Raw genomic sequence first — 25,878 nt, 5'->3', positions numbered from 1 at the left:
GTTCCTCCCGACCGCGTCCTACACCTGGACCGCGAGAGCGATCGGGTCGAGCCCTGCGAAGTGGTAGTTGAGCCAGCTGGCCAAAACGGCCAGGACGGCCGCGCGCCGGGCGGGGGGATGCTGCTTGACCTGAGCCCATGCATGCGCCGGCTCACCGCTCATGCTGCTTTGAATGACGCCGGCCGCCAACAGCATCAGCGGGTCGCTCGAAGCGTTGCCGACGGAGACGACCTGTCCATCCGGCCGGGTGTCGCCGGCCAGCATCCGGCCAGCGACCTCAAAGGCGGCGCGCAGGACGGCCTCGTCGCCTTTCAACAAGGCCAGCAGCTCGCGGGTGTTGGCCGCCCGGCCGGTGACTGGATCCAGAGCAGCCATGCGGCACAGTGCCGGGATTGCGGCGTGCTGTGACGGCAGCACGGCGGCAGCGTCGGCGGCCGCGGCCAGCTCGCTCGCCTGCGAGGTAGTCAGATCGGGCATGCCGGTCAGCTTAAGGTTCCAGCGTCCGCGGCCCGGAATGAAGTGACGGAGTTCGCTCGCAGGGGTGACAACAGCCGCGGGCGGCGACGCCGTGGAGCCACTCGGCCGAGGCCGGGTGTGGCCGAGATCAGAAAGTTCGGCCTGGCATGTCACACGGGCCTCCGAAACCACACCTCTATAGGCATCCGCACTCCCTTCGCCCCCCGGAGTTCCGACATGCCTTCTTTCCGCTCGGCCTCAGCCGCTTCACATTCCGGAGCCACCCGATGACCACAAACGATGTCATCGACCACGTGCTCGACGTCGGACAGGACCTGCCCGCGTACGGCGAAGCCGCCTATGCGTGGATCTCCGACAATGTGTGGCTGCTGTTCCTCCTCCCTCTGGTCTTCGCCACTTTCACCCTGGCCATCTCCGTGGCGCGCCGGCGATTCGGCCGCGGCTCGCTCAAGGACCGGCAGGCCTTCGAGGTTCTGCCGACCACTGGCTTCGACCCCGTGATCGAGGACGTTCTGCGCTTCGCCAAGCAGCTGGCCCAGGCCCAGCGCAGTGTCTCGCGCTGGGCGTTCACCCCAGTGCGCGGAACGGCGGTGCGGGTGCGGCTGCTGTCCCAGAGCGGGCTGCTGACCATGCGCGTCGAGGGGCCGGCCCGGGCTGTGGAGGTCCTGCGCCACCAGGGCTACCGGCAGTGCGAGATGCGTGCGGTCGGTGCCGCGATGGCCGAGGCCGAGCGTCCCGAGATCCGTCTTGGCGTCGACCTCGACGCCGATTCCCAGACCGCCCTCGCGGCGTGACCCGAAGGAAGTCGTGATGAGTAAGAACTCGAAGTCCCCGAAGGGCCACGGGCGCGGGCCGCGCAGGCCCAAGTCCCGCAAGGACAAGCCCACGCAGTACTTCGCCCGTGCCGAACTCGCCCTCGCGCTCCCCGACCACCTCGCTCTGCGGGAGGTGCCGCTCAAGCCCGACCCGCTGGAGGCACTCGCCGCGGCCGTCGCCGACGTGCGCGAGGACCTGGGAGAACGGGCGGACATCGTCTTGGACCTGGTTCCGATCTCCCCCTCGAAGGTCGGTCGTCGCCGAAGCCGACTGCTGGCCCAGGCTCGCCGAAACCCGAGCAACATGCCCTCGATACCCGGCCTTCCCCAGCAGGGGTCGGGCGGCTCCGGATTCGGTCAGCTCGCCTCTCTGGGCAGTCAGATCGCCGCGGAGCTGCGCGGCCAGCACGGCGGTGGCGGACAGCGGCCGGCGCAGCGGCAGCGCATGCCGAATCACACCGACATCAAGGCGGCCATGGGCAAGTTCGGGCCGGGTGCGGATCCCGTGTTCGCTCTGCAGCTGCTGATCCGTACCTGCTCCTCCGATCCGTCGCGGCCGCGGATGCTGCTGGAGCAGATCATGGCCACGCTCGAGGGCTGGGCCGGGGACAACCACCTGCGCCCGGTCGGACTGAACCTGCTCGTGACGCGGCTTCGGGCGGACTCGAAGCTGTACCGCCGCAGTTTCGACCGGCGTTTCACCACCGGGGAGTTCTCCCCGCGCCGGGCCAGCTGGGTGACCGGCGCCGAGCTCGCCGGGCTGCTCAAGCCGGCCACGAAGCACAACATGGCGGCCAACGTCGCCCGTTCCGGCGGCGTGGTGCCTCCGCCGCCGACGAATCTGCCGACCTGGACCGGCCAGCAGGACCTGCTGCCCCTGGGGTGGGTGGCCAAGCCCGGTGGCGGCGAGCGGTTGGCGGGCCTGCCTCTGGCGTACCTCCTCTTCGGTCTCTTCCTTGGAAAGGCGGGCTATGGCAAGACCGAGATGAGCTTGATCCAGGCGATCGCGCTCGCTCACAACGGTCACGGGACCATGTTCCTGGATCCGCACGGCGACGGGTGGCAGCGGGCACGCCCGTACCTCGCGCACCCGCAGATCACCTCGCGACTGTGGGAGATCGACCTGACCTCGCCGGACCTCGACGCCATGGTCGGCTCCTGGAACCCGCTGTCCATGGAGAACCGCGGGGAGTCGGAGATCCCCGACATCGTCAACGCGATCGTCACCGGCTTCGCCAGCGCCCTCAACTGGTCCGACAGTGCCGGCCGAGCCAAGACCATCCTCACCAGGTCGGTCGAGACCCTCGCCCGTCTCTCGTGGATGCTCTCGCAGGCGGGCAAGCCCGAGCTGGCGCCGACCATCTTTCAGATCCGCACCCTGCTCAACGACGAGGAATGGCGCGACGCGATCGTGCCGTACCTTCCGAAGACGTTGCGCGACTTCTGGGTGCACACCTACCCGAAGTACTCGAACGAGGCGACTCCTGTCGTCACCAACATCATTGAGCGGCTCGACAGCTCGAACAGTTTGAAGGGCTTCCTGGGTTCGTCGCTGAGCACGTACGACATCCGGCATGCGATGGATACCGGGAAGATCGTCTTCGTGTGCCCGTCGGGCACCGGTGACACCGACCGGATCGTCTCCTGCCTGCTGATCTACGACCTCTTCCGGGCCGGCCTCTCGCGGCGCACCTTGCCCGTGCCGGACCGCAAGGACTTCTACGTGTTCATCGACGAGCTCACCGCGGTGGACGGTGCGAGCAAGGGCACCCTCGCCGCTATCGCCGAGCAGCTGCGGAAGTACAAGGTCAAGCTGCTGGCGATGACGCAGATGTCGCAGCGTCTTTCGCCGACGACGCGTCAGGGCTTGATGCAGAACCTGTCGATCCTGTCGACGACGGCGAGCGACATCGACGAGGCGCAGCTGGTCACGCGCAGGTGGGGCAAGAAGGTCGAAGCCGACACGATCTCGCAGTTGCAGCGCTACCACTACGTCATGTCGGTCACCCTCGACGGCGGGCAGTCCAACCCCTTCCGGGTGCGTGGCGCGAGCGTCGAGGAACTGTACGGCGACTACCTCCGCGGCGAGGACGACGTCAAGGGCCTGGACGCGGCGGTGAACAAGAACCTGCGCCGGCGCCGGGTGCGGGACATCCTCACCGATCTCGGCAAGCTCGACACCCGCATCCAGTTGTTCTTCGTCGCGCTGCCGCCCCCGCCGCCGGACGACGAGGACCCGGACGCGGGCCCGGATGAGCCGCCGGTCGACGACCCGGGGCCCGAGTCGCCGGACGACGGCCCCGGCCCGCCGGTCGAGCGGGAGCCGGTCCCCAACAACGTCACCTTCCTCGTCAAGAACAAGGGGTCACGAGTCGGATGAGTGAGCTGACCGATTTCGAGCCGCTGCACCGGCCGCAGCGGACCAGCAGCTTCCACGCTGTCGCCAAAACGGCCCTCGACCTGCTCTACCAGCACCGCATCATGACTACGGGCCAGCTTCACCGGCTACTCATGCCGGCCGCGCGCGGAAATTCCTACCTGCGCAGGCAGCTCGCAGCTCTCGAAGAAGGCGGGCTTGTCCAGCGTCTTTGGGCTCAGGGCCAGGCCGGCGGTGGCCACCGTCACAACAGGCCCTACGTGTGGTTTCTGACGGAGTCGGGCGCCGACGCCGTGGAACAGGCGACAGAGGTGTTCTCCCGCCGCTACCGGGTCACGCCCGAATCAGCAGCCAGTACGCGTCAGGCGCACACGCTGGCTGTCAACGAGGTCGGGATCGCCTTCGTCGCGCACGCGCGCCGGCTCGGCCACGACTGCACACCGCTGTCGTGGACGCCGGAGGTCGCCCACCGTATCCGCGACGGGCAGCGGAGGTTCGAGGACGACCACGTCATCTCCGACGCCGTCCTGCACTACGTGCACGTCCACCGCCAGGCGCGCACGATGCTGAATCTGTTCATCGAGCTCGACCGCGCCACCATGACCACGGCCGAGCTCGCCAAGAAGGTGTCCGCGTACGGGCGTCTGTACGAGTTCGTGCCCCAGCACCCCGACCGCGCGAAGCGCTCCGCGGCATCGACCCGGCCTGCGTGGCAGCACACCTATCCGGCCTTCCCGCGTCTGCTGATCATCCTCGACGGCGCCCCCGGCCCCACCCTGGCCAAGCGGCTCGCCGACCGCACCGAGGACCTGTACACGCTCACGCGGGTCGACCCACGCCTGGCCAGGATCGCCCGGCAGCTCTCGGTCGGAGTCACCACTCTCCAACAGCTGCGCGAGTACGGGCCGTTCGGGCAGATCTTCACCCCGCTGCTGCGCGGCACGCCCGAAGAGCGGCACCCCCTGACCGACATGCTCCTTCGCCAACCGAGCTCCACGGCACCCGGCCGGCACCCGCCGGCATCACCCGCAACCCGCTGACCTGCTACGCGGCAACCCCTCGGGGCCGGGCGCACCCGCCTGACGACCGACCTGTGAAAGGAGGCTCCCATGAGCACCGCTGTTGAAGAATCCTTGGCCCCCACACGCGCGACCGCGGGTCTGGCCAAGGCCCTGGAGAGTTCTGGGCAGCTGCGTCAGCGGCGCTTCGAGCTGTTGCCGATGCGCGGCTCGGTCTACACCGACGTGCAGGGGCGCGGTCCCGGCCCGAGCACCAGTCCCGAGGGCCTCGCCGATCTGATCACCTCGATCTCGGCCGTCGGGGTTCTCCATCCGGTCCTGGTGGAGGAGCTGCCCGGCCCGGAGGGACGCGTCCAGCGGCGCCTGGTGATCGGCGAACGCCGCTACCGGGCCTGCCGCTGGGGTGCTGTCAACCAGCCGGACAACCCGCGGTTCGAGAGGCTGCCCGCAGTCATCTGCCCCGGGCCAATCAGCGACGAGGACCGCCGGACGTGGCAGCTGGTGGAGAACCTGGCCCGGGAAGACCTCCAGCCCGGCGAGCTCGCCAACGCCTTGCTGCTCGAGCGCAGCGCGATCCTGCGCACCCAGCTCGACAACGCCGGCATCGAGGTGAGCGAGGACATCCAGCGGCTCGAGGACCCCGTCGCCCGTTTCGAGGCCCTGGAGAAGCTGCGCGGCAGCGACGCCAACCTGGCCGCACCATGGAATCTCGTGCTGCGCCGCCTCGGCCTGCAGATCACCTCGCGGCGTGCCCGTGAGGTCGTGGCCGCCTTCCGCACCCTGCCTCGCGAACTGTCCGCGGACATGGACCAGCACCAGGTCGCGCTGGCCGCGCGGACGAACTTGGCCCGTCTCAGCCGCGGCCGCCGTGAGGCCGCCACCGAGCTGTGGCAGGCCGTCAAGCGGCTGGGACGCACCGATCTGCTCTCCGCAGCCACCCGGGCGCAGGCCACAAACCCGCAGATGCCGGCTGAGACCGCGGCCACCACCGCGGTCACTGCCCACGAACAGGCCAACGCGGAACGCGCCGCGACGCTGTCCCGCAGCACTGCCCAAGAGGGGGAGAACGAGCACGAGGACTCCACGGAGCCGGCCGACGGCGAAACGCAGGACCCGGCGGCCACCAGCAGCGCCGAGCCCGCGGCCCCGACCGGCCACGCCGGGCCCCAGGGGCCTGACACCCCTGACAGCGAGCAAGTGCTGTCAGCCGATGAGTGGGACGAGACGCCCGAACCTGTCGACCCACCGGTTCTCGCCGCTGCCCTGGACGGGCTGCGCGGCCTCAACGCCCAACTGGCTGAGGGCCGCAGCCTGCACCGATTCGATGCGGGCTCGCTCCGCATGCTCCTGACCGACCTCCAGCGCCACACCAGCGCCGGCGCTGAAAGGACCGCCGCATGACTGTCTCCCTGCCGATGCCCGGAATCGGGCAGCCCGCTCCGGCCGCTCCGGCACCCGCGTCCGGGTGCGACTGCAACAACTGCCCCTTCTTCATGGACAACCCTCGGGCCGTCGAGCCCGTCTGCTCGGGCTGCACCTCCAGTTGCGAGTACTGCGGCTGCGCGCGCGCCGAGGACCCGGTTCCCGGCAGCGAGTCGGGCCTGGCCTGCACCCGCTGCCCCATCCGCTGTGGCACCCGGCCCGACCGGGATGCCTGGATGAAGGACATCGGCAACACCATGCACTTCACCGGCCTGCGGGTACCGGGCGCTCTCCCCGACCTTCCCCTGTTTACCCCGCAGGTCGACGGACACGACGTACGCACGCTCGATGCCCAGCTCAACTGGCCCGCGTACGCGCTCGGGCTGCGCCGGGTCATCAGCCCCAGGACCCACAAGCTGTTCCCGCGCTGGGAGGGAAAGACCGCACGCCAGTTCCTGGACCTGCGCGGCGAGCAGAAGGCCATTCTCAGCGGGTACGCGGAGGACCCGCTCGTGGAGGCCTACTGGACGCGCCGCAAGGTCGACGGCTTCGCCGACATGCTCGCCGCGCAGGAGTGGGACCTCGTTCTCACGCCGAACGCCAGCATGTACTTCAACCAGCCCCGCGCCGAGAACCTCATCAACATGCGGCGCAACCTGATGCTCGCCCAGGAACTCTCCGCGGCCGGCGTTACCGCGGTCCCCAACATCTACTGGCTGCGGTTGGAAGACCTCGACCGTTACCTCGACTGGCTCGACGAGTCCCCCACGCTCCCGCCCGCACTCGCCATGAACCTGCAGACCTTCCGCACGCAGGCCGACTGGGAGGAGATGGCGGTTCCCGGGCTGACCTACCTGGCCGCCACGCTTCCGCCGGACCTGCCCATGGTCCTCACCGGGGCGAGCCGGGCCGACCGCATCGCTACCCTCCAGGCGCTCTTCCCCGGGCGCCTTCACCTGATCAGCCAGAACCCGCTGCAGTACGCCCGTCACGGCGCGGTCATGACGGCGGAGGGACGCGTCGACACCCAGGCCCGCACCGAAGACCTCTTCACCGCCAACGTCCGTTTCTACGCCGGGCTCGCCGACGGGACGATCACTGCACGGAACGGGGCCTGATCATGGGCTCGGGCAGCAGGATCGACCACCAGCACCACCTCGTCGCCACCACGGCGGCGGGGCTGACGATCGAGGCCCCGGCCGGCGGGGTCGACCTCATGCCCGAGCGTCAGCGTGAGCTCATCGACCAGGCCCTGCAGATCCAGACCCAGTGGGAGGCAAACAACGGGCAGGCCACGCTCGAGGAGGCCATGGAGTACTGGGGCCTGCGTGACCGGCTTCGGCACGAGCACGACCTGTGGAACGGCCACGGCCTCATTCAGGACGCCGAGCGTGAGGACGCCGAAGAGCAGCAGAGCCCGGCCTTCCCTCCCCGGGCCAGCGAGCCGCCGGCCGATGTTCCCGTACAGCGCGCCGCAGCGCAGCTGGTCCTGGACGAGGTCCTGGAGGAGCACCAGGCATCGGCCGCCCTGGCGGTTCAGGCCCGCGACCGGTGGCCCGCCGAGCCGGAGATCAGCTTCGTGGAGGACTTCGAAGCGTTCCGTGAGATCCACGATGCCGCGTGGAACCGAGAAGTCCGCGGTGAGGCGGCAGTGCCTTTCCTGCTCGAAGACGCCACCGGAGGACTGGGGTCCCGCGAGGGTGGGCGCGGCTTCGGAGTGGAGATCGAGTTCGATACCGACGGCGACTATGACGACCGGGACGAGGCCATGCGCGCCATCGGCCGGGATCTGCACGAGGCCGGCCTGGCCCGCGACAGCCGCCAGCACGGTTACCACTCGCAGGCCATGGCCGGCTACACCGACGCCCCCAACGCGTGGCGTCTGGAGGACGACTGCACCGTCGCGGGAGAGATCGTCTCGCCGATCCTCTACGACGACCGGCAGTCGTGGCAGAACCTGGCGACGGTCTGCGAGATCGTGCAGCGGCACGGGGGCGGCGCCAGCGAGCGGACCGGCGGACATGTCCACGTCGGCCTGCACGACTACGACCACGATGTCGCCAACCACCACCGGCTGATGCAGATGTACGGCGACTACGAGGATGTCCTGTTCCGGCTCGCGGCCAACCGGAACGCCCCGGACTCCGCACACCGCGGGACGGAATGGTGTGAGCCCAACCGCATCCCCGCAACGGGCTTCCGCTCCTTGCCCGACGTCCAAAGCGGTGCACGGCACGGCATGGCCGTCAACCTCACGGCAGCGCGCGGCGAACGCAGCGACCACGGTGAATTTCGGCTGTGGGACGGCTCAGTCGATCCCGCCGTCATCCAGACGCAGGTCAATCTCTCCCTGGGCATGGTGGCCGCAGCCGTCCGAGGAGGCCCCGCACACTCCCGGCACAACGAGCCGATGTCGTTGGGGCGTCATCGCCAGGAATGGGGGCCTGACCAACGGCTATCCATCCCGGATCTGGAGGCCAACAGTCTCAGCTTCCGGCGGTTCACGGACGAGATCTTCAACCGCCGCGACCAGATGGCGCAGGCCGCTGCGCTCTATGCCGTCACCCGCTGGCAGCGGCCCGACTCGCAGGGCTGGTAGCGCCCGTCGCGCCAAATCTGACACCACACCGTCCGCCCAGAGCACCGAAAGGAGCCATCACAATGGGTTCCGGCAGCAGGATCGACCACCAGCACCACCTCGTGGCCACCACAGCAGCAGGGTCTACCATCACCGCGCCCAGAGAAGACGTGGTCCTGGGCACGACTCCCGAACAGCAGCAACTGGTCAACGATCTTCTCCTCGAGTCCCGCCGGCTCGCGCCGGAACTCACAGCCCAGCCTCCCGCATGGCCGATACCCGACGACGTGGAGGCATGGTCACGTCAGAGGCTCCGCCTGATCAACGAAGGGGTAGACCCCGGCCCGCTCGACGCTGCCATCCACGATGCCATTCAGGAGAGTCAGCGCCTGCGCGACGCATTCGGGGGCGCCTCCTACTCACCCGAGAGCGGCTTCGTGCCCTCTCAGAGGGGCGATTCCCTGGAAGGAATCACGCCCGATGACAGAGCTGTTCAGCGTGCTGCGGCCCAGCAGGTCCTGGACGAGGTCGCGGCCGAGCACCAGGCGGCCACCGCCCTTCAGGAACAGGCCCGTGAGCAGTGGCCGGCGGATCGACCGGTCAACTACACCGACGACTTCGATGCCTTCCAGCGTGACTTCGAAGCCGCCCGCGACCGCGCGGAACGCGGCGAGCAGGTCATCCCGTACATGACGGAGAACGCCACCGGTGGCCTCGGCGCCCGCGAGGGCGGGCGTGGGTTCGGTATAGAGATCGAGTTCGATGTCCAGCCCGGCGTCAACCGACGTACGGCCATCCAGAATATCGGCCGGGAGCTGCACGAAGCGGGCTTGGCCCGCGACAGTAACCAGCACGGCTACCACTCCCAGCAGGGCGCGGGGTACACCGACGCCCCGAACGCCTGGCGGCTGGAACAGGACTGCACGGTGGACGGCGAACTGGTGTCGCCGATCCTGTACGACGAGCCGCAGTCCTGGCAGAACCTGGCCACGGCCTGCGAGATCATCGAGCGCAACGGCGGCCGCGCCTCGTTCGGCGCCGGCGGCCACGTGCACGTGGGTATGCACGACTTCGATCACGATGTCGCCAACCACACCCGGCTCATGCAGACCTACGCTCAGCATGAGGATGTCCTGTACCGACTCGCCCAGAATCCGTCTTCCGAGGGCAACCGTCATCGTGGCACGCGCTGGTGCAGGCCCAACCCCGTTCCCTCCGAGGGGTACACGGCCATCTCGCAGATCGATTCGCGTCACGGTATGGCCGTGAACCTCAGCGGGGCGCGGCGCGGCGGGGCGAGTGCCCACGGTGAGTTCCGGCTGTGGGACGGCTCGCTCAGCCCGTCGGTGATCCAGACGCAGGTCAAGCTGTCCTTGGGCATGGCAGCTGCAGCTGTCCGCCAGGAGAGCGCCCCCTCCGGATCACGCATGGCGCTGGGGAGCCACCGGGAACAGCGCAGCCAGGCCGGAATCGGACAGCGGCGCCGGCTCTCCGGTGACGATTGGCGCACGAACACCGCCGACTTCCGGCAGATGGTCGACTCGCTTTTCCAGCGCCCCGAGGATAAGGCGCAGGCAACCTCTCTGTTCCAGCAAACCCGCTGGCAGCGCCGCTAATCCGATGGAGATGTCATGACTTTCATCCGTACCCGCAACGCCTCGTCCGCCGCTACGCCGCTGGACCCTCCCACCAAGGAAGGTGGCGGCAACTACGTCTTCGAGATGATCTATGACGGAGGCGGCTGGCGCGGCTACGCCGACACCCCGGCCGAGCTCATGGAGGGCCTGGTCCCGGAGTACCCCGAACTGGTCAGCCCGAGGGAGAAGGCAGCGGCTCGCATCCGGCTCGCCCTGCGTCTTCAGGTTCAGCTGCAGGCGATGCTCGCGGCATCGGAGGAGTTCGCGCGGTGCACACCCGAGCAGCAGCAGGCGATCCTCGCACCGCGGGACACCCCGCCGGTGGTCAGCCGCTGGGACGCCCCGGTCCCGCTCGTCCTGGTGACCACGTTCTACAAGCCGGCCGGTCGGCTGGCCCGGCCCGAGGGACCGGATGGGGCGCTGGTCTGGATCGAGCCGGATGACGAATGGAGCCTGCTGGTCTCGCTCCACGAGGCCGGCGTGATCCAGCTGGCTGCCGAACAGGGCGCGCTGCCGCCCAATGTGCGAGGGGAATGACGTGGGTTCGGGAAGCCGAATAGATCACCAGCACCACAGCGTCACGCCGACGCGCGGCACTGACACCCTTGTCGCCGAGGCGGCGCCCATCACCATCGAGGAGCAGTCACAGCGCGCAGAGGTGCGCATCTTCGATGACACGCCGGTCGACCACCCGATCCTGCAGGCCTATGTGGTCAGCGACGATGACCACTTGCTGTTCCTGCCGCGCAATCCGGAAGCCATCCGTGGCCAGGTGACCGATGATCAGGATGCCCTGGTCAACGTCGGCGCCAGTTTCTCCGACGAAGACGGGCGCCATTTCATCGAGGGTGATGTCCGGGTCACCCGCGGTCCGGACGGGCAGCTCCAGGTGAGCCCGGAGAGCCTGCGCTGCTCCGGCGGTGACATGCATGCCGGCGACGAGGAGGGCACCTGCGTCCACCAGGCCGCAGTAGCCGGCGTGGTCCAGGAGCAGCTCGGGTCGAATGGTCATGCTGCGGTGGACCGGGCTGCGGCCCAGGAGGTCCTCGACGAGGTCGCCGCCGAGCACGCTGCCTCGATCGCTGCCCAGGAACAGGCCCGCGCCGAGCGGGCGGCCGAGCCTGCGGTGCGGTCGTATTCGGATGACATGGACGCCTTCCAGGAGGCGTACGACCAGGCCCGCGAGCGCAGGGCGGCAGGCGAGGCGCTGGTGCCGTACATGAGGGAGAATGCCACCGGAGGCCTCGGAGCGCGCGAAGGCGGGCGTGCCTTCGGTGTCGAGATCGAGTTCGACTACCCCTCGTCGATGTCGTACTCCGAGCGGCAGGCGGCCAATCAGCGGATCGGCCGTGAACTGCACGCAGCCGGCATCGCCCCAGACCCGCACATGCATGGATGGCACGCTTCACAGCGCGAGGGGTACACCGACGCCCCGAACGCCTGGCGGTTGGAGAGAGATGGCACCGTTGCCGGTGAGATCGTCTCGCCGATCCTGTACGACGAGCCGCAGACCTGGAACAACCTGGCGCAGGTGTGCGAGATCGTCCAGCGCAACGGAGGTGTCGCCAGTGCGCGAACCGGTGGTCACGTCCACGTCGCCGTCCCCGACTATGACCACACCGTCGCCAACCACAACCAGCTGATCAACACCGTGGCCGGGTACGAGGACGTCATCTACCGGGTCGCCCAGAATCCTGGAAGCGACCGGCATCGTGGCCTGGAGTGGTGCACCCCGAACAGCGAGCCGTCGAGGCCCTACACCTCGGTCTCGTCTGTCCAGGCCTACAACAACAGCCACCACATCGGGCTGAACTTCCAGTCCGTGAACGGGCGGGAAAGCGATCATGCCGAGTTTCGGATGTGGGATGGCTCGTTGGACCCCGGAACCATTCAGGCGCAGGTCAACGTGTCGCTCGGTTTGACGAACGCGGCTCTGCGAGAGGCGGGGAGCACACCTCCGCCGGCCCCGCAGCGTGTCGGACATCATCGCCGGGCCCGGGCCGTAGCCGGCCAGCGTGGTCCGCTGACCGGTGAGGCGTGGACCAACACCACGCGCTCGTTTCGCAGCATGGTGGACAGGATCTTCAGCCGGGAGGAAAACCGGGCGCAGCTCGCCTCACTGTTCGCCGGCACCCGCTGGCACGACGGGCGCTGAGCTCCAACGGCGCGAGGGGCACAGAAAAAAGGGGGGCCGGGGCACCGCGTATCGCGGTGCCCCGGCCCCCCTTCGTCCAGGGTCGTTGGGTTCACTTGCCGCTGGGCGAGAGCCACAGCGTCGGCGGAACGGACCGCGAGCGCTGGGGCTCACGGAGCGTACGGTGGCCGCACACCTCCTCGTCTGCCGCCTGGTCCTCGATGGTGAAGCCCCGGTATGCGACAAGGTGGGCCAGCCGGTCGTCCTTCGCACGCGCCGTCGCAGTGAACTGACGATCACCTGCGAGCACCGGCGCACCCTTGGAGTAGTCCACCATCATCAGCGTCCCCTCCGGCACCATCAGGATCGTCGCGATGGTGACGTCCGCTGCCCGAGCAGCCTTGCGGAACCAGAGCGGGTTGGACGCCCAGTACAAGTTCCCGTCCGTGTCGACGGCTACGGAGAGCGGGCTCACCGCCGTGCGCGCCAGCATGACCAGCTGCGGCCAACGCCGGTCGGTCCACGCCAGCGCGGCCCGGCCCACAGTGGCCTTCAAGACATCGAGGGTAGGCAGGATGACCCCGCCCGCCTGGTCGAGCGCCTGGTACAGGACCTCGGTGTCAGTGTCACCGGTCGGCCGCTGGAGGTCGAACTCCGCCCTGAGCGGCCACGCGTCGACGTCTCCGTTGTGCGTGCCGATCAGCTGACCCACCTGGAGCGGGCTGGAGTTGACCAGCGTGGTCCCGCCCTGGGTCTTCCAACGGGTGTGCCCCAGAGCGACGGGTGCCGCGTCGAGGGAGCTCCGGTATGCGGGCTTCCACACCTCGCGGAAGCGGCCCGGTCCCTTGATGATGCGCCAGCCGCCCGCCGTCACGTCGCGACGGTTGGTGACCGGTCGCCGGTCGAGCTTCTTGGTCGCGGAGGTGGCGAATGCCAGCCCCGCCGAGTCCTTACCCCGCTCTTCGGCCAACTGGCCAAGAGCAACGCACATGATGGTTGCGCGAGTGGGGTCACAGGTCTGGTTGCGGATAACTCCGAACAGACCGCACATGGTTGTTCCTTACTTCGCCTCGGGGCCCAGAAGGGGCCGAGGTGTACTGCTCAAGCCGTCAGGCCGCGCCGCGCGCGGCCTGACGGGTGTTTCATGATGGGGTTGTGCCATCCGCCGCCCGGACAGTGTCCGGGCGGCGGCGACGCGGGTTACCAGGAGTACTGGTTCCGGGATTCCGCCTTGACGAAGTCCCCGCCGGGGATCTCCTCGGAGTCGGTGAACCAACGCCGGGACGACTCGCCCGCGAGGTAGACGTACACCTCAACCGTGCTGCCGTCGGCAAGAGTGACGGTACGAACCTTGCGGTCGTACATGTTGCTGGGACGCCCCTCGCCCCGGTAGCCCTCAAGCTGGTCGAGACGACGGAGCACACCGGGCCACAGCGCGGCGTCCACGTCCATGACCTCGCCGACGACGATCCGGTCCTCACGCTCGACAGCGAAGGGGACACCACGGCCGAAGAGGGTATAGCCGTTCAGGATCGCCGGGCGCTCCTGAACTGTGGTGCCCTCAAGGATGCCGAAGTAGTTGCCCTGCCCGGCACGGAGCGTGCCGTAGACGAAAACGGGCTTCTGGTCAGTGGTGAACAAGTCGTCCGCCACCTTTCTGCTAATGCTCGCCGGTCGCGTTCTCCGGCGTCGATGACATAACTCTACAGCATCAATTCCAATTAAGCAACTACGGCATGCGGCAGTCCGGGGCGCCTCTTGCGCGCAGCTCCCGTGACTGTCGGGCCGCAGCGGAGACTTCAGTAGCGCACGAAAGATTTCAGTGGTCGTTGGACAGAGCGCAGTCGGACGCTCGGTCCGGCATATGGAGGAGGAGCAGGGCATGAGCAGCAGTCGTATCAGCTTGGAGGGCTACCACCACACCGTCGAGGCATGGACGGTAGGCCGCTTGCGGGCTGCTTTGGCAGGCGTGCCGGACGACACGATCGTGGCAGCGTCGATCCCAACGAGCCTGGCCCCGCGCCCCACTGACCCAGCCGGCGGGGAGGACTACGACTGGGTCATGACCGACATCGAAGAGCCGCCGTCAGCCGCACCTGAACCCATCACGCTGGTACTCGATCGGCCAACTGGACGGTACATCCACATCCACCGGATGGAAGAGGACGAAGAGTTGACGGACTGAGGAGCAGTTTGGTGCTGAAGCCTTCTGTGCGGCGGCTTCGCCGCAAGCCATCGCACAGAGGATTTCAGTGCCCAGGTCACAGCCGTGCCGACTGAAATCTTCTGTGCGGTCCGACAGTAACGCCGTCGAAGGGGCAGGGCGCCGGACACCGGCCCGTCGCGCCTGCCCGAGCACTCCCGGGGTGTCGGCGGAGGCGCCGGGTCCCATTCGGTGGTCCGGGTCGCTGAACTGGGTGCCCAAATTCCCGGACCACAGCACCCAACGCCCCGCCGTCTCGTCCAGTGCTTCAGCATCCGGGCCAGCCGGGACGATTCGTTGACCGTCCGCGCGATGGGCGCGAACCTGGCCTGTGGTGAGGGACAACTGCCGAGTCGGTGCACGGGAAACGGAAACCCCTGCTGAGGTTTCGAGCAAGCTGCTGAAGCGCCGAGCGGCACCCGACAGGAGGGCCTTGCCCGCTTGGCGGCATTCACGTACGCGTATTGCTTAAATAGATTTACTGCCGTACTGTTGAGGTGTCGGTGGGTGTGGTTGGCCCATCGTTCACACGCCACCTCGAAGGAGCCGCTCCGTGCGGCTCAGCCTCCTCCGTCCCCTCCCAGCGCGGCGGAGGCTCCGGGCCCGGGCGTGCCGTTGTCCGCCCGGGCCCGTCATCCGTCCAACAGCCCCTGTCACATGGAGTTGACCATGCCGTTCATCATGGGGACGCGCTCTCTCACCCAACTCGACCAAGCAGCGCGACGCGCGGCTGGCCAGCGGGTCGAAGGCCGTCACGCAGGCAGCCACGCCCGCGCCGTGCCGACAACTCCGTACGCCACCTTCGCCACGACCGACCGCGCACGGCGCATGCTGCGCCGCGTGCTCGGCCTGAGGCGTTGGGTTGCCATCGCCAGTGAGGCCGATCAGCTGCATTTCTTGGCCGAGGGAGCGATCGGTCAAGCCATCCGACTGCGGATATCGGACGGAGAATCTCGCCGCGAGTTCCTCGCCGCGTACGACAGGGACCAGCGCTTCACCCTCAGTCTCATCGCTCCGTGCTCACACTGCGCGGCGGATGTCCCCACGGTGTGCGTTCACAGTCTCGCCGACTACGGCGCCTGGCTGAACAACGCCCGGGATCTTGCCGAGTCCCCTCACTACCGCACGTCGCTCGCACACCGAGGCGACTGCCCGGTCCCGCATCAACTGCCCGGAACACGCCCGCGCAGGTAGCCAGGACCCGCATCCATTCCGCGGAACCGACCAGATCGAAGTAGTACCGATGCCCCCTCAGACTCCCCAGCCCGACGCGTCACCCCCGCAGGCCGAACTGCGTATCACCGTCGTGTCAGTCCCGACCCCTCGTCGGCTCACCGAGAAGGAACAGATCTTCCACGACGGTCTTACCGAACACCTGCTGTGGGCGCTGCCGGTGGCGATGCTCGAGCTGCATCGCAGGCCCGAATACGCGCTGGAGCAGCATCGAAAGTCGGCCGCCGAAGCTGTTGGCAGCCGCGGCGACGCCATCCAGTTCCCGGTAAAGAAGCACTCCGCGCAGGCCGGCCAGCAACTGGACATCGGCCTTGCCTACCTGGCGCTGATGTCGCCGGACGGCGTCACCAAGTTCGGGGTGCACGCATGCGCCGCACCCCACGACAACTGCCCGGCCGACGCCGGGGATTCCCACCAGCAGGAAAGCACGACATGAGCAACAACACGACCACCGGCAAACCCCGCGCGAACACCCAGAAGCCGCGCCGGCTCCTTACTCAGAACAGTCAGCTGCGTGCGGAAGGGATCTTCAATTTTCCGCTCCCCGCCTGGGCAGGTCGGTTCAAGGACGGATCGACTTATAACGCCTGTCCTGGGGCCGGGGCGTGCGCCAAGCTGTGTTATGCGCGAGTTGGCACGTACCGTTTTCCGAGCGTACTTGCCGCGCACGAGCGCAATATGTGGTTGACGATGCACGCCCTCGCCGACTGGGAAGCGCAAATGGCCGAGGAAATCCGCCATAAGCGATTTCGGGGCAAGTGGATCAGGCTTCACGATTCCGGAGATTTCCATTCGGATGAATATCTTGAGGCGTGGCTTCGCATTATGCGCGACGCGCCGGAAGATACCTGGTTCTATTGCTACACGAAATCCGTTTCAATGTTCCGCAGGCTGGTCGAGCCGAATCCGCCCAAGAATTTTCTGTGGTGCTACAGCTTGGGCGGAAAGGAAGACCATCTGCTCGACCTGGAGGTGGACCGTCACGCTGATGTGTTCCCCGGTGTCGCGGAAGTGGAGGCGGCGGGATACACCGATCAGACGGAGTCCGATCTGCTGTCCGTCCTGAGTGAGTCACCGAAGGTCGGCATTCCAGCCAATCGGATCCCGATGCTGCTCAAACGGCAGGGCGACGAGACCTTCAGCAGCTTGCAGAGGGCGCTGGACAAGAAGATCGCCGAGAAGCGAAAGCGCTCCGCCGCGGGCGGTCTCGACCTCGCTTCTTGACTCTCATTCGAAACTGTCGGCAACCGGTCCGCATTCGGTAGCGGCAATCTCCTGGGTGGGCCCGGGGAGCACGGGCTCCCCGGGCCCACCCGTACGCCGTTCCGCCCGGCCCCCGACGCGCACACCGCGAATTGCTTAATCGCATGTATCACTGTATGTTGTCAACCTGGTCTTTTCCTGCGTCCTTCCGTCCCACGCGGAAACACAGGAAGGGGCCGCTGGCCACGTACAACAGCATCACCCCGCCGGCGCTTCTCCGCGCTTCGCAGGAAACGATCAGGCCACGCTGGCCCTGGAGCAGACGATGATCCCCGCAAACTCAAACATCAAGCAGACCACCCGCGAGCAGATCGCCAAGCGCTACAAGGTGAGTGGCTCGACCGCCGCGTCCTGGCAGGCCGAGCCGGCCTTCCCGGGACCCGTCGACCAGGGCTGGGGCAGGACTCAGCTGTATGACGAGGCGGCTGTCGATGAGTGGGTCTGGGAGCACAGGCCGGAGGCCTGGGGCAAGGCCCATCCCAAGCAGATCGACAAGCTGTCGCTTCCTGCCGGCGACCCGAAGGACCTCATGACTCTCCAGCGGATCGGAGAGCTCGAAGGCCGCTTCCTCTCTCGCGAGGCCACGCCCGTGGCGACACTGGGCACCTACATCTCCCAGGGCATCCTCGCCCGGCCCGACCGGCGCGCCGGCGACGGGGATCAGCCTGTGGTCGAGCAGGACATGTGGTTCCGTGAGACGGCGTACGCCTACATCACCCGCCGGCGCAGCATCCGGCGGAAGACTCAGAAGGACGATGGTGGGCTGCGGGAGCCGAGCGCATTCCTGACGCAGTACTTCAAGAAGCACCCGGGCCTGCTCACCCTCGAGAAGATCGCCGAGCTCGACGGCAAGGAACACGGCCGCGAGCCGACCGCCATGACCACGCTCAAGAGCTATATCGCCCAGGGCAAGCTGGCGCGCCCCGACCGTAAGCCGCGGGACGGCAAGACACCCGCGGTCGACGAACGGATGTGGGAGCCGACGAGCGTCCTTCCCTTCCTGTGCCGACCGGGCAGCCGGCGCCGCACGGCACAGCCCACAGAGGGCCAGACTGCCTCCGTGAAGCCGAGCGCGTTCCTGACCCAGTACTTCGAGGAGAAGCCGGGCCTGCTCACCCTAAAGACGATCGCCGAGCTCGACGGCCGCGAACAAGGCCGCAAGCCGACGGCGGAGTCGACCCTGAAGGTCTACATCTCCCAGGGCAAACTGGCGCGCGCCGACCGGCTGCCCAACGACGGCAAGACGCCGCCGGTCGACGAGCCCATGTGGACGCCGGCAGCGGCCCTGCCGTTCCTCGCGACACCGCGCCAGGCCTCCCGGGGGAAGAGTACTGCTGCACCCGTCGAAGGAGAGTTGCGGGAGCCGAGCGCGGCCCTGCAGCGGTACTTCAAAAAGAAGCCGGGCCTGCTCTCCCTGGAGACGATCGCCGAGCTCGACGGCCGCGAACTAGGCCGCAAGCCGACAGCGCTGACCACGCTCAAGTCGTACATCTCCCAGGGCAGGCTGGCGCGCGCCGACCGGCTGCCCAACGACGGCAAGACGCCGCCGGTCGACGAGCCCATGTGGACGCCGGCAGCGGCCCTGCCGTATCTGCTGCGTCCTGTCGGCCGCAGTAGTGCTGCAGCTAAGAAGACAGCCACCGGCGGCGGCCTGCAGGATGCCGGCCAGTAGTTCCGCACCCCCGCCCCCACCTTCAAGGACATCCATGACAAGCAGCCGCATTGACCAAGCGGGAATCAGTGCCCGGTACGGCGTCGTGCCCAGGGACGCCGACGTCTGGACCCAGCTGGTCAACTTTCCGGCTGCGGATGACCATGGGCTGCGGGACGTCGCCCGGGTAGACGCCTGGGTACAGGCCATGCGGCCGCAGTACTGGCCGCCCAAGCCCGAGGCTGATGCTTCCAGCGCTCCAGGTTCTCCGGCTGCCAAGCCGGAGAAGGCTGCCGCCGCTGAACCTGCGGAGGCGCCTGCACCGGTCACCGAGACTCGGGCCGAGATGGCCAAGCGGTTTCGCGTGAGCCACAACACTGCGAGCCTGTGGACGAAGACCAAGGCGCGGCAAGACCCTGAGGGCAAGGTCCTGGCGAAGGCCTTCCCCGCTCCCGTGTCCGACAGGCGGTGGGACACGAAGGCCGTGGACACGTGGGTGCGCTCGTACAGGCGTCGAGTGTGGACGGCCTACTCCGGCAGCGAGCCCCAGTTCGTGAAACCCCTCCCCGAAGGGCATCCGCAGGACCTGCTGGATATCGGCGAATACGGTGTCATCCGCGGCAATGCACTGAGCGGGAAGCCCGCACTGCGGGGGACCATGCAAACATATTTGCTGCGCAACCAGATTGCGAAACCCGACCGCCTTCCGAAAGACCGGAAGCGCCCCGAGGTCTTCGAGCCCATGTGGTTCCGCGAGACGATCAACAGGGAGATCCGCCGGCGCCTCACGCGGGGAACGTCGGAAGCAGACGCAATCCCTCCGAAGGAATAGCAGACGGTTTCTGGCTTTTCGCGAGACATCCTTATGGTCAGCGGCGTCTTGACGGGCTGCACCCAAGATTCCAGCAGGCGTCCCTGGCCGGGGTGCGGAAATCTTGGGTCCGGTGGACGGCCAGGGCTGGAGTGAGGTACTCGAAATCGTCACCCCCGCTGACGTGTCACAGCCCAGGGCCCATGTCCGTCTCCGCAGGGTGAATTGCTGACGGACGCTGCTCATCGGCTTTCCTCCTGGGAGCGCCGGACCGCGGGTCCCGCGGCGCCCTGCCCAACGCGCCATGCCTCGAAGCGTTCGGTGCGGCACCAAGGGACGTACTGAACACTTGGGTTCATCCGTGTTGTCCAGCCAGATCCCGGGGGAATCCAACCGCAACGTATTGCTTAATTGTCTTCACGCATGTAGCTTTGGTGTTCTGGTGGAGTGCCTCGCACCCACCGCCATGGACATCGCCGAAGTCGCACCGACCGACAGGTTCCGGAGCCGGAGTATCGGGCTCCGGAACCTGTCAGGGCGCTAGGCCATCACCGAGGAGATCCGCGATGCAGACGGAATCCCGCCTGCCCGAAACCGAGGCGCTGGAGTTCCTGAAGCTCCTCGAAGGCGCCCCGTTCCTCGCGCCGTACACGGGCCAGGTCATCGACTGGCTCATCAGGGCCAGTTCACCGCCCCCGGAGGAACCCGACACGCCCTCCGCAGCCCGAGCTGTCGCCGCACTGCGGCGCTACGGCGACGGCCACGACCTGGGGGCCGAAGAAATCGCTCAGCGCATACGGGACGTAGCCCATGCAATGACCCTGGCACAGGCCGACCACTACGCGGCAGACCCGGGGACCCCATCCGCCTACAGCACCGGCCGCACCGTTCAGGGACGGGACCTTCGCCAGCTCTGCGTTGCCGTCGGCCGCGACAGGAGTCTGGCAGGCCCCGGGCGCACTGTCGTGATCGTCGACCGCGCCAACGATCCCAGCGTCTTCCGCCCGCTCAACGCCGTGGGACCCGCCAGATCCCGGCCCTCCCGCAAGGACGCCGAGAGCGCCGAGGCACTCGGTCGAGAGGTGCTGGCTGTACTGGCTCCGCACGTCCGCCTTGCCAACCGGCAAACGTTCGAGGGAAGCGGGGTCCTGGTCGAAGCGCGGCGTGATGCAGTTGAAGTCGCATGGTGGTCACCGGACATGACAGCAGAAGGCGGCCTCGACCTTCCCGACCCCTGGGTCGCGGGCGGGGTGCGTTCCCTGTGCGCCACACTCCTTCGCGGTGACGGCCGAGCGATCTCACAGAACGACAGAGCCCTTCTCGTCTCACGTTGAGCCGGAGCCGTCCTCCCGGGGCCGACCGGCCCCGCCCTCCTCACTCGTATCACCACCTCACGGAGCACCCCATGTCTTCTGCACAGCGCTTCCTCCTGGGCCTCGCCCTGGGCACGGCCGCCGCCGTCACCACCTGGATCCTCACCGGCGCCGACGAGCTTGCACTCGTGCTGGGCCTGACGGTCCTGTTCGTGGTGTGGCTGGGCAAGTTCATCCTCGACGACCTTCTCTGACCTCCCCTTCCCGCCTCACCTTGGACCGCACACCTTCATGACCACGCCCTTCCCTTCCGCCCGCGCCCACGAACGCCTCATCCAGCGGCTGGCCGACAGCGTCGGCGTCCCAGCAGCGGTCTCGTGGGCCCACGCGGCCGCCGTGGCCCACCACTGCGTCCGACACCGCCTGGTCTCCGTACCCGAACCCCCGAATTCACCCGACTCCGTGCGCCGCGTGCTCACGGAGCTGGCGTCCGCCCATCCCAGCCTGGCCGGCTTCCTCGACCCGCGGGCCGTGCCGTTGTGGACGGCACCTCTCCCTGCGGATTCCTGGGCGGCCCTCCACGGCTTCTGGGGCACCGGAAACCTCCTGGATGACGGGCCGCACCGCGTCGACGGCTACCGGCTCGGGGACGCCTACCAGGCGCTGTCGGCCGACGCACGCAAGTCACGGGCCTTGTGCCAGACGCCACCGTGGATTGCCGAGCTGCTCCTGGAACTCTCGCTGGAGCCGGCGACCGACGAGGTCGGACCACAGGAAGTCCGCATGATCGACCCGGCCTGCGGCACCGGCCACATCCTTCTCCAGGCCTTCCACGACGCGCGGGTCTATCGCCGCCGCGGCCGCACATCCGGGCCCTTCCTCAGCAGAGAGGCATCGATCGAGCGCGCTCTGCAGACCGTCACCGGAGCTGACTTGGACCCGTACGCCGCGCTGCTCGCCCGATACCGGCTGCTGGCCACCAGCGCCTCGATTCTTCACGTCCGCGTCGACCAGTTGCCGCGTACCTGGACTGCTCAGGTGGCCTGCGCGAACTCACTGCTGGACCGTAACGAGCCGCTGCTCGGGCGAGGCCGCTACCACGCGGTCGTCAGCAACCCGCCCTACATCACGGTGGCCGATGCCCAGCAGCGTGACCTGATCCGCAAGGCCTACCCGCGCGTGGCAGCAGGCAAGTTTCCGTTGGCCCTACCGTTCTGCGAGCTCATGTTCTCCCTGGCGACTCCCGGTGGCCACGTGGCTCAACTGACCTCCAACTCCTTCATGAAGAGGGAGTTCGGCCGCAAGTTCATCGAACAGTTCCTGCCCGAGTTCGATATGCGATGGGTGATCGATACGTCCGGTGCATACATCCCAGGCCACGGAACCCCGACCGTAATTTTGGTACATCGCGTACGCCCGCCGCAGGGCGACACGGTGATCACCGTCCGGGGAGTGAATGGTGAGCCGTCCATCCCAGAAGACCCGGCCCGGGGGAAGGTATGGACCGCCATCGCCGAGGCGGTACGCAGCCGGCTCGCCGAGGACCGGCTGAAGGACGCCCTCTCATCCATGACAGGTATTGCTTAATTGGATTGTGTCGCGTAACCTTCAATGGAAGTCGCCGCCGCCGGCAGCCCGCGGCTCCCGTCCCCCTCAGTCAGGTACCGGCCGAAGCCGAACGGAGCCCTGTTCCACGGCCACAGACTCGCTTCTGGTGGCGGCCCTGACGCCCGTTCCCTCTCCCAAGGAGTAGCTCGTGATCGACAACTCCGTTCCCGTCCCGCTCACCGAGTCCGACTGGCTGGACCGCACGGTGCAGGACCTCGAAGGTCGGCGGGGCGTGGTGCGCCGCGTCTACCAGGTCGACACCGTCCGGGTCGCGATACTCACCGCCGCCGAACAAGCCCCGGATCCCTGCCCGATCTGGGACATGCCCCTCGATCTCCTGGCCCGCGAGGGTCAGACGGCGGCCTTCCCCGTCTACCGGCAGCAGGTCAACGAATTTGGCCAACTCGAATTCCTCGTGCTGCACGGCGAAGCCTCCGAAGCAGAGATCAATCAGTACCGCTCGATGCGCGAGCGCCTGGCCCCTTACTCCCAAGCGCAGAGCAGCCTTCACTTCGCGCTGATCGAGCAGATTCAGGCTGGTGACCGGGTGGTCGACTACCTCCAGAACTGGCACGGGACGGTCCTCAATCCCGATCCGCTCCCCGCGATGTCCTTCCGCTACAAGATGACCGTCCGCCTCGACGAGGCGCATCGTGAGGAGAGGTGGCCCGACGGCATCGTCGACCTCTTCACGGTCACCCTTTACCCCACCCTCGGACTCCTGTGACTATCACCGAGAACCACTCCGCCTGCGGCGGGGCGCGCCGTACCCCACCACTCCGACACCCCGTCCCGGGACTCGCCGTGGCGGCAGCGGCCTCCGCCGGCCTCGGGATGACCGCTCAGGCGGCGATCGGCATAGCCGGGCCGCAGGGGCCCGCCATCGCCTTCGCGATCGACTCCATGGCCCGTATGACGACCTATTCGGCATACAGCATCGCGGTCCTCGCCACCGCATCGTTCTTCACCGTCGCGGCCGCGGAGAAAGCCGGAGTCGGGCGCGCCCGACTCCGCACAGCAGCAACAGCAGCCAGGAAGTGAAATGACCGACGTACCCACCACCCCGGACGCACCGTCGAAGCCCTCGGAGGCAGGCGCCGGATGGGCAGGCCGCGGATCCATACGCAAGGCCCTGGACGCCGGCGTCCACCCGGCGACCCGGCGCCCGCTCGCGGCCGGGAAGCGCTGCGGGAGCTGCGTTCACCTCCAGCTCAAGGTGCTCGCCGACCAGTCGAGGCACATGAAATGCGGCCTGCTGGCCGGCAAGGGCCGCCGCAACGGCGGTCCCGACCTCCGCAGCGAGACGCCGGCATGCCTCGACTTCAAGAGCAGCATCCTTCCCGCCGGTGCGGCGCCACAACCCCGTAAGGAGATTGCTTAATTGGAATTATTGTCGTAGCCTTGAAGGGTCGCTGGCTGTCCCAGCGGCCCTTCACGCTCCAGCATGACGAGGTTCCCCTGTGATTCCCCCAGTTGCCGCCCACGGCCGAGGTGCGTTCTCGCGCGCCACGCCGGCTCCTTCCGCGGCCTTCGCGCTCCCCACCGTCTCTTCGCGGTTCCTCGCTCCAACAGATGAGCGTTCGTCGGCCGAACTGATCCCGCTCCTGACCGGCACCCACAGCAGCGGCGGGCCTGAGACCGAGCATCACCGCTACACACGGGCCGACCTCCGCTCCGCGTCCTCGCTGGCGGACCGGATCACCACAGAAATCGAGTCTTCCCACGCTGACGCGCTGCGCAATGCCGGACTGATGGGCCTGGTGCCCATGGTGCTCGGCGAGGACATCGACACCTCGCGCTTGCCGCGCCCGCGCGGCGGCCTCAGGGACGAGATGATGATCGGGCGCGCCGAGATGGTCGCCGCTGTCCGGCAGTGGCGCAATCTCAAGGTCGCCTACGACATCGATCCCGACCTCTCGGAGAGCCTGGTCGACATGGAGATCGACACGGAGTTCCCCGGCGAGGTGCTCAGGCAACTCCCGCATCCCGACCCGCTGTTCATGCTGAGGAAACCAGCCGTGATCGTCGACGGCTCCGGCGCCCCCTCGGAGGTTCTGGGGTTCATCGTGGTCGGCCGCCCGGCCGTGCGCGGCGTGTGCAGCACGACCGAGATCACGGACGACAACCCCCTCTACCTGGTGAGCGCCCTGGTGCGCCCCGCGCATGGCCAACTCGGTTCGGTACTGCTGTTCGCCAGCGCGGCCGCCGGGACGACCACGGCCCGCAAGATGGTCGACGACAGCGTGAGCATGACCGAACTGGCCGAAGGCGGTCCCCGCTCCGCAGCCGTGGCCACACTCGACTACGTGCGGCGCCTGGCGGTGCTTGCCATCTCACACATGCTCTACCTGTGCAGCGACCGGCCCGATGTGATGCCGACGACGTCCGCTGCGGCACCGAATTCCGGACGCCGCGCGAGCAGCCGTCGCACGACGGTCTACCAGGTGGGCTGGAGAATGGGACCCGCCATCTCGGCGTTCAACCGGAAGGTCCAGCGACTGCGAGAGCACGCGGTCGCGCTCGGCGGCTCCGTGGTGCCCCACATCCGTCGCGCCCATCTGCACACCTTCCTTCACGGGCCGCGCAAGGCATGGCGGAAGGTCCGATGGGTTGCCCCCACGCTGGTCAACGCGGCGGCCTTCGGTGAGGACGCGCAAGGAGTGATCATCCCGGTCCTCTGACCCTCCGCCACCGAATCACCGCACCCCCGGCGGCGGAGACCTGGACGGACTCCGCCGCCCGCTGAGAAGGCTCCAGACCCAATGACCGCTTTCACCCGGGGCTCCGAACGCCGACCCACCCCCGATCTGGCGACACGTCGCCGCGACGTGATCGACAAACTCACCGACGCGGGCCTGCCGGAAGCGCAGGCCGCCGCGGAAGTGGACGCACTCTGCGAAGCCGCCCGGAAGTGCATCACCCAGGACCTGGCCCAGCAGATCGCCGCACTGCGTAAACGGCAGGAGGCGGCCAGGGACTGGATCACCCGTGACAGCCTTGGCCTTCAACTTCGCGGCATGGTGACGGCGCTGGCGACCGCTCTGGGCAACCGGCAGGACACCAAGGCGGCGCACGGATACGTGCTCGCCATGATCGCGGAAGGCCCACCCCAGCACGAGGATATTGCTTAATTGGCCCTACGCGCGTAGCTTTACCATTGACCACGCCCGCGCCGGGCACCTCATTACGGGGCAACCGCCCCAGGGCACGCCCACGGAGGACTTCGTCCCCGGCGGGCGCATGTCCCCAGCTCCCGGTCTCCGGCCGGCCCGCCCCTCTACCTGCATGGTCCTGGCGGACGAACTGCTCCCGCCGGGGCCGTGCGCGTTGCCCGGCC

General features: G+C 67.9%; 26 protein-coding genes. 23 read left to right on the top strand and 3 right to left on the bottom strand.

All coding sequences use genetic code 11. From position 1 onward, the window contains the following. Nucleotides 1-18: 18 nt before the first annotated feature. Entirely contained in the window at nt 19-477 is a 459-nt protein-coding gene (locus ACIREO_RS23605; RefSeq protein WP_404113454.1) for a hypothetical protein, read from the bottom strand. Between the two features lie 266 nt (nt 478-743). Between ACIREO_RS23605 and ACIREO_RS23600 the strand changes: the two genes are divergently transcribed. From ACIREO_RS23600 to ACIREO_RS23560, 9 genes are all read left to right on the top strand, one after another. Continuing rightward, nucleotides 744-1,271 carry a hypothetical protein gene (locus ACIREO_RS23600; protein ID WP_404113452.1) on the top strand — a complete coding sequence of 176 codons (528 nt, stop codon included), beginning with the start codon at nt 744-746 and terminating at the stop codon, nt 1,269-1,271. A gap of 16 nt (nt 1,272-1,287) precedes the next feature. After that, nucleotides 1,288-3,672: an ATP/GTP-binding protein gene (locus ACIREO_RS23595; RefSeq protein ID WP_404113450.1), complete on the top strand. Its 2,385-nt coding sequence runs from the start codon at nt 1,288-1,290 to the stop codon at nt 3,670-3,672. Beyond that, a complete protein-coding gene (locus ACIREO_RS23590; RefSeq protein ID WP_404113448.1) occupies nt 3,669-4,709 on the top strand; it encodes a replication-relaxation family protein in 1,041 nt (346 codons plus the stop codon). The genes ACIREO_RS23595 and ACIREO_RS23590 overlap by 4 nt, the downstream gene beginning before the upstream one ends. A 69-nt stretch (nt 4,710-4,778) precedes the next feature. Continuing rightward, the gene (locus tag ACIREO_RS23585; protein WP_404113446.1) at nt 4,779-6,089 is read left to right on the top strand and encodes a ParB N-terminal domain-containing protein; all 1,311 of its coding nucleotides are present in this window, start codon (nt 4,779-4,781) and stop codon (nt 6,087-6,089) included. Beyond that, nucleotides 6,086-7,228, top strand: a complete 1,143-nt coding sequence (locus ACIREO_RS23580) for a hypothetical protein (protein ID WP_404113444.1) — start codon at nt 6,086-6,088, stop codon at nt 7,226-7,228. The genes ACIREO_RS23585 and ACIREO_RS23580 overlap by 4 nt, the downstream gene beginning before the upstream one ends. Nucleotides 7,229-7,230: 2 nt before the next feature. After that, a complete protein-coding gene (locus ACIREO_RS23575) occupies nt 7,231-8,709 on the top strand; it encodes an amidoligase family protein (protein ID WP_404113442.1) in 1,479 nt (492 codons plus the stop codon). A 62-nt stretch (nt 8,710-8,771) separates the two neighbouring features. Next, a complete protein-coding gene (locus tag ACIREO_RS23570; RefSeq protein WP_404113440.1) occupies nt 8,772-10,304 on the top strand; it encodes an amidoligase family protein in 1,533 nt (510 codons plus the stop codon). 15 nt (nt 10,305-10,319) lie between these two features. Further along, on the top strand, nt 10,320-10,862 hold the full coding sequence (locus ACIREO_RS23565) for a hypothetical protein (RefSeq protein ID WP_404113438.1): 543 nt from the start codon (nt 10,320-10,322) through the stop codon (nt 10,860-10,862). A gap of 1 nt (nt 10,863) precedes the next feature. Continuing rightward, nucleotides 10,864-12,480, top strand: a complete 1,617-nt coding sequence (locus tag ACIREO_RS23560) for an amidoligase family protein (protein ID WP_404113437.1) — start codon at nt 10,864-10,866, stop codon at nt 12,478-12,480. Between the two features lie 91 nt (nt 12,481-12,571). On the opposite strand, the gene ACIREO_RS23555 is transcribed toward ACIREO_RS23560, so the two are convergent. After that, the gene (locus ACIREO_RS23555; protein ID WP_404113435.1) at nt 12,572-13,429 is read right to left on the bottom strand and encodes a hypothetical protein; all 858 of its coding nucleotides are present in this window, start codon (nt 13,427-13,429) and stop codon (nt 12,572-12,574) included. A gap of 230 nt (nt 13,430-13,659) precedes the next feature. After that, a complete protein-coding gene (locus ACIREO_RS23550) occupies nt 13,660-14,100 on the bottom strand; it encodes a gamma-glutamylcyclotransferase family protein (RefSeq protein ID WP_404113433.1) in 441 nt (146 codons plus the stop codon). 241 nt (nt 14,101-14,341) lie between these two features. Here ACIREO_RS23550 and ACIREO_RS23545 point away from each other — a divergent pair, with 241 nt between their 5' ends. The 14 genes from ACIREO_RS23545 (at nt 14,342) to ACIREO_RS23480 (ending at nt 25,672) form a co-directional block, all read left to right on the top strand. Continuing rightward, the gene (locus ACIREO_RS23545) at nt 14,342-14,644 is read left to right on the top strand and encodes a DUF6225 family protein (protein WP_404113431.1); all 303 of its coding nucleotides are present in this window, start codon (nt 14,342-14,344) and stop codon (nt 14,642-14,644) included. A 687-nt stretch (nt 14,645-15,331) separates the two neighbouring features. After that, nucleotides 15,332-15,856, top strand: coding sequence for a hypothetical protein (locus tag ACIREO_RS23540; protein ID WP_404113429.1), 525 nt, complete (start codon nt 15,332-15,334; stop codon nt 15,854-15,856). A gap of 49 nt (nt 15,857-15,905) precedes the next feature. Further along, complete coding sequence (locus tag ACIREO_RS23535; protein WP_404113427.1) at nt 15,906-16,331, top strand: hypothetical protein; 426 nt, start codon at nt 15,906-15,908, stop codon at nt 16,329-16,331. Beyond that, the gene (locus tag ACIREO_RS23530; RefSeq protein WP_404113425.1) at nt 16,328-17,119 is read left to right on the top strand and encodes a hypothetical protein; all 792 of its coding nucleotides are present in this window, start codon (nt 16,328-16,330) and stop codon (nt 17,117-17,119) included. Before ACIREO_RS23535 ends, ACIREO_RS23530 begins: the two co-directional genes overlap by 4 nt. A gap of 304 nt (nt 17,120-17,423) precedes the next feature. Then, entirely contained in the window at nt 17,424-18,830 is a 1,407-nt protein-coding gene (locus tag ACIREO_RS23525; RefSeq protein WP_404113423.1) for a hypothetical protein, read from the top strand. Nucleotides 18,831-18,864: 34 nt separating this feature from the next. Beyond that, a complete protein-coding gene (locus tag ACIREO_RS23520; RefSeq protein ID WP_404113422.1) occupies nt 18,865-19,641 on the top strand; it encodes a hypothetical protein in 777 nt (258 codons plus the stop codon). Nucleotides 19,642-20,186: 545 nt separating this feature from the next. Continuing rightward, nucleotides 20,187-20,954, top strand: a complete 768-nt coding sequence (locus tag ACIREO_RS23515; protein WP_404113420.1) for a hypothetical protein — start codon at nt 20,187-20,189, stop codon at nt 20,952-20,954. Between the two features lie 71 nt (nt 20,955-21,025). Next, nucleotides 21,026-21,187: a hypothetical protein gene (locus ACIREO_RS23510; protein WP_404113418.1), complete on the top strand. Its 162-nt coding sequence runs from the start codon at nt 21,026-21,028 to the stop codon at nt 21,185-21,187. 37 nt (nt 21,188-21,224) lie between these two features. After that, on the top strand, nt 21,225-22,520 hold the full coding sequence (locus ACIREO_RS23505) for an Eco57I restriction-modification methylase domain-containing protein (protein WP_404113416.1): 1,296 nt from the start codon (nt 21,225-21,227) through the stop codon (nt 22,518-22,520). Between the two features lie 169 nt (nt 22,521-22,689). After that, complete coding sequence (locus ACIREO_RS23500) at nt 22,690-23,268, top strand: hypothetical protein (protein WP_404113415.1); 579 nt, start codon at nt 22,690-22,692, stop codon at nt 23,266-23,268. Then, nucleotides 23,265-23,582, top strand: coding sequence for a hypothetical protein (locus tag ACIREO_RS23495; RefSeq protein WP_404113413.1), 318 nt, complete (start codon nt 23,265-23,267; stop codon nt 23,580-23,582). Before ACIREO_RS23500 ends, ACIREO_RS23495 begins: the two co-directional genes overlap by 4 nt. A gap of 1 nt (nt 23,583) precedes the next feature. After that, entirely contained in the window at nt 23,584-23,922 is a 339-nt protein-coding gene (locus ACIREO_RS23490) for a hypothetical protein (RefSeq protein WP_404113411.1), read from the top strand. A 79-nt stretch (nt 23,923-24,001) separates the two neighbouring features. Further along, a complete protein-coding gene (locus tag ACIREO_RS23485; RefSeq protein WP_404113409.1) occupies nt 24,002-25,222 on the top strand; it encodes a hypothetical protein in 1,221 nt (406 codons plus the stop codon). 81 nt (nt 25,223-25,303) lie between these two features. Beyond that, complete coding sequence (locus ACIREO_RS23480) at nt 25,304-25,672, top strand: hypothetical protein (protein WP_404113407.1); 369 nt, start codon at nt 25,304-25,306, stop codon at nt 25,670-25,672. Nucleotides 25,673-25,878 lie beyond the last annotated feature (206 nt).

This window comes from Streptomyces sp. NPDC102441 (assembly GCF_044765585.1).
GTDB lineage: Bacteria > Actinomycetota > Actinomycetes > Streptomycetales > Streptomycetaceae > Streptomyces.
Note: the sequence above shows the minus strand (reverse complement) of the source record. Positions and strands in the feature narration are given on the sequence as shown.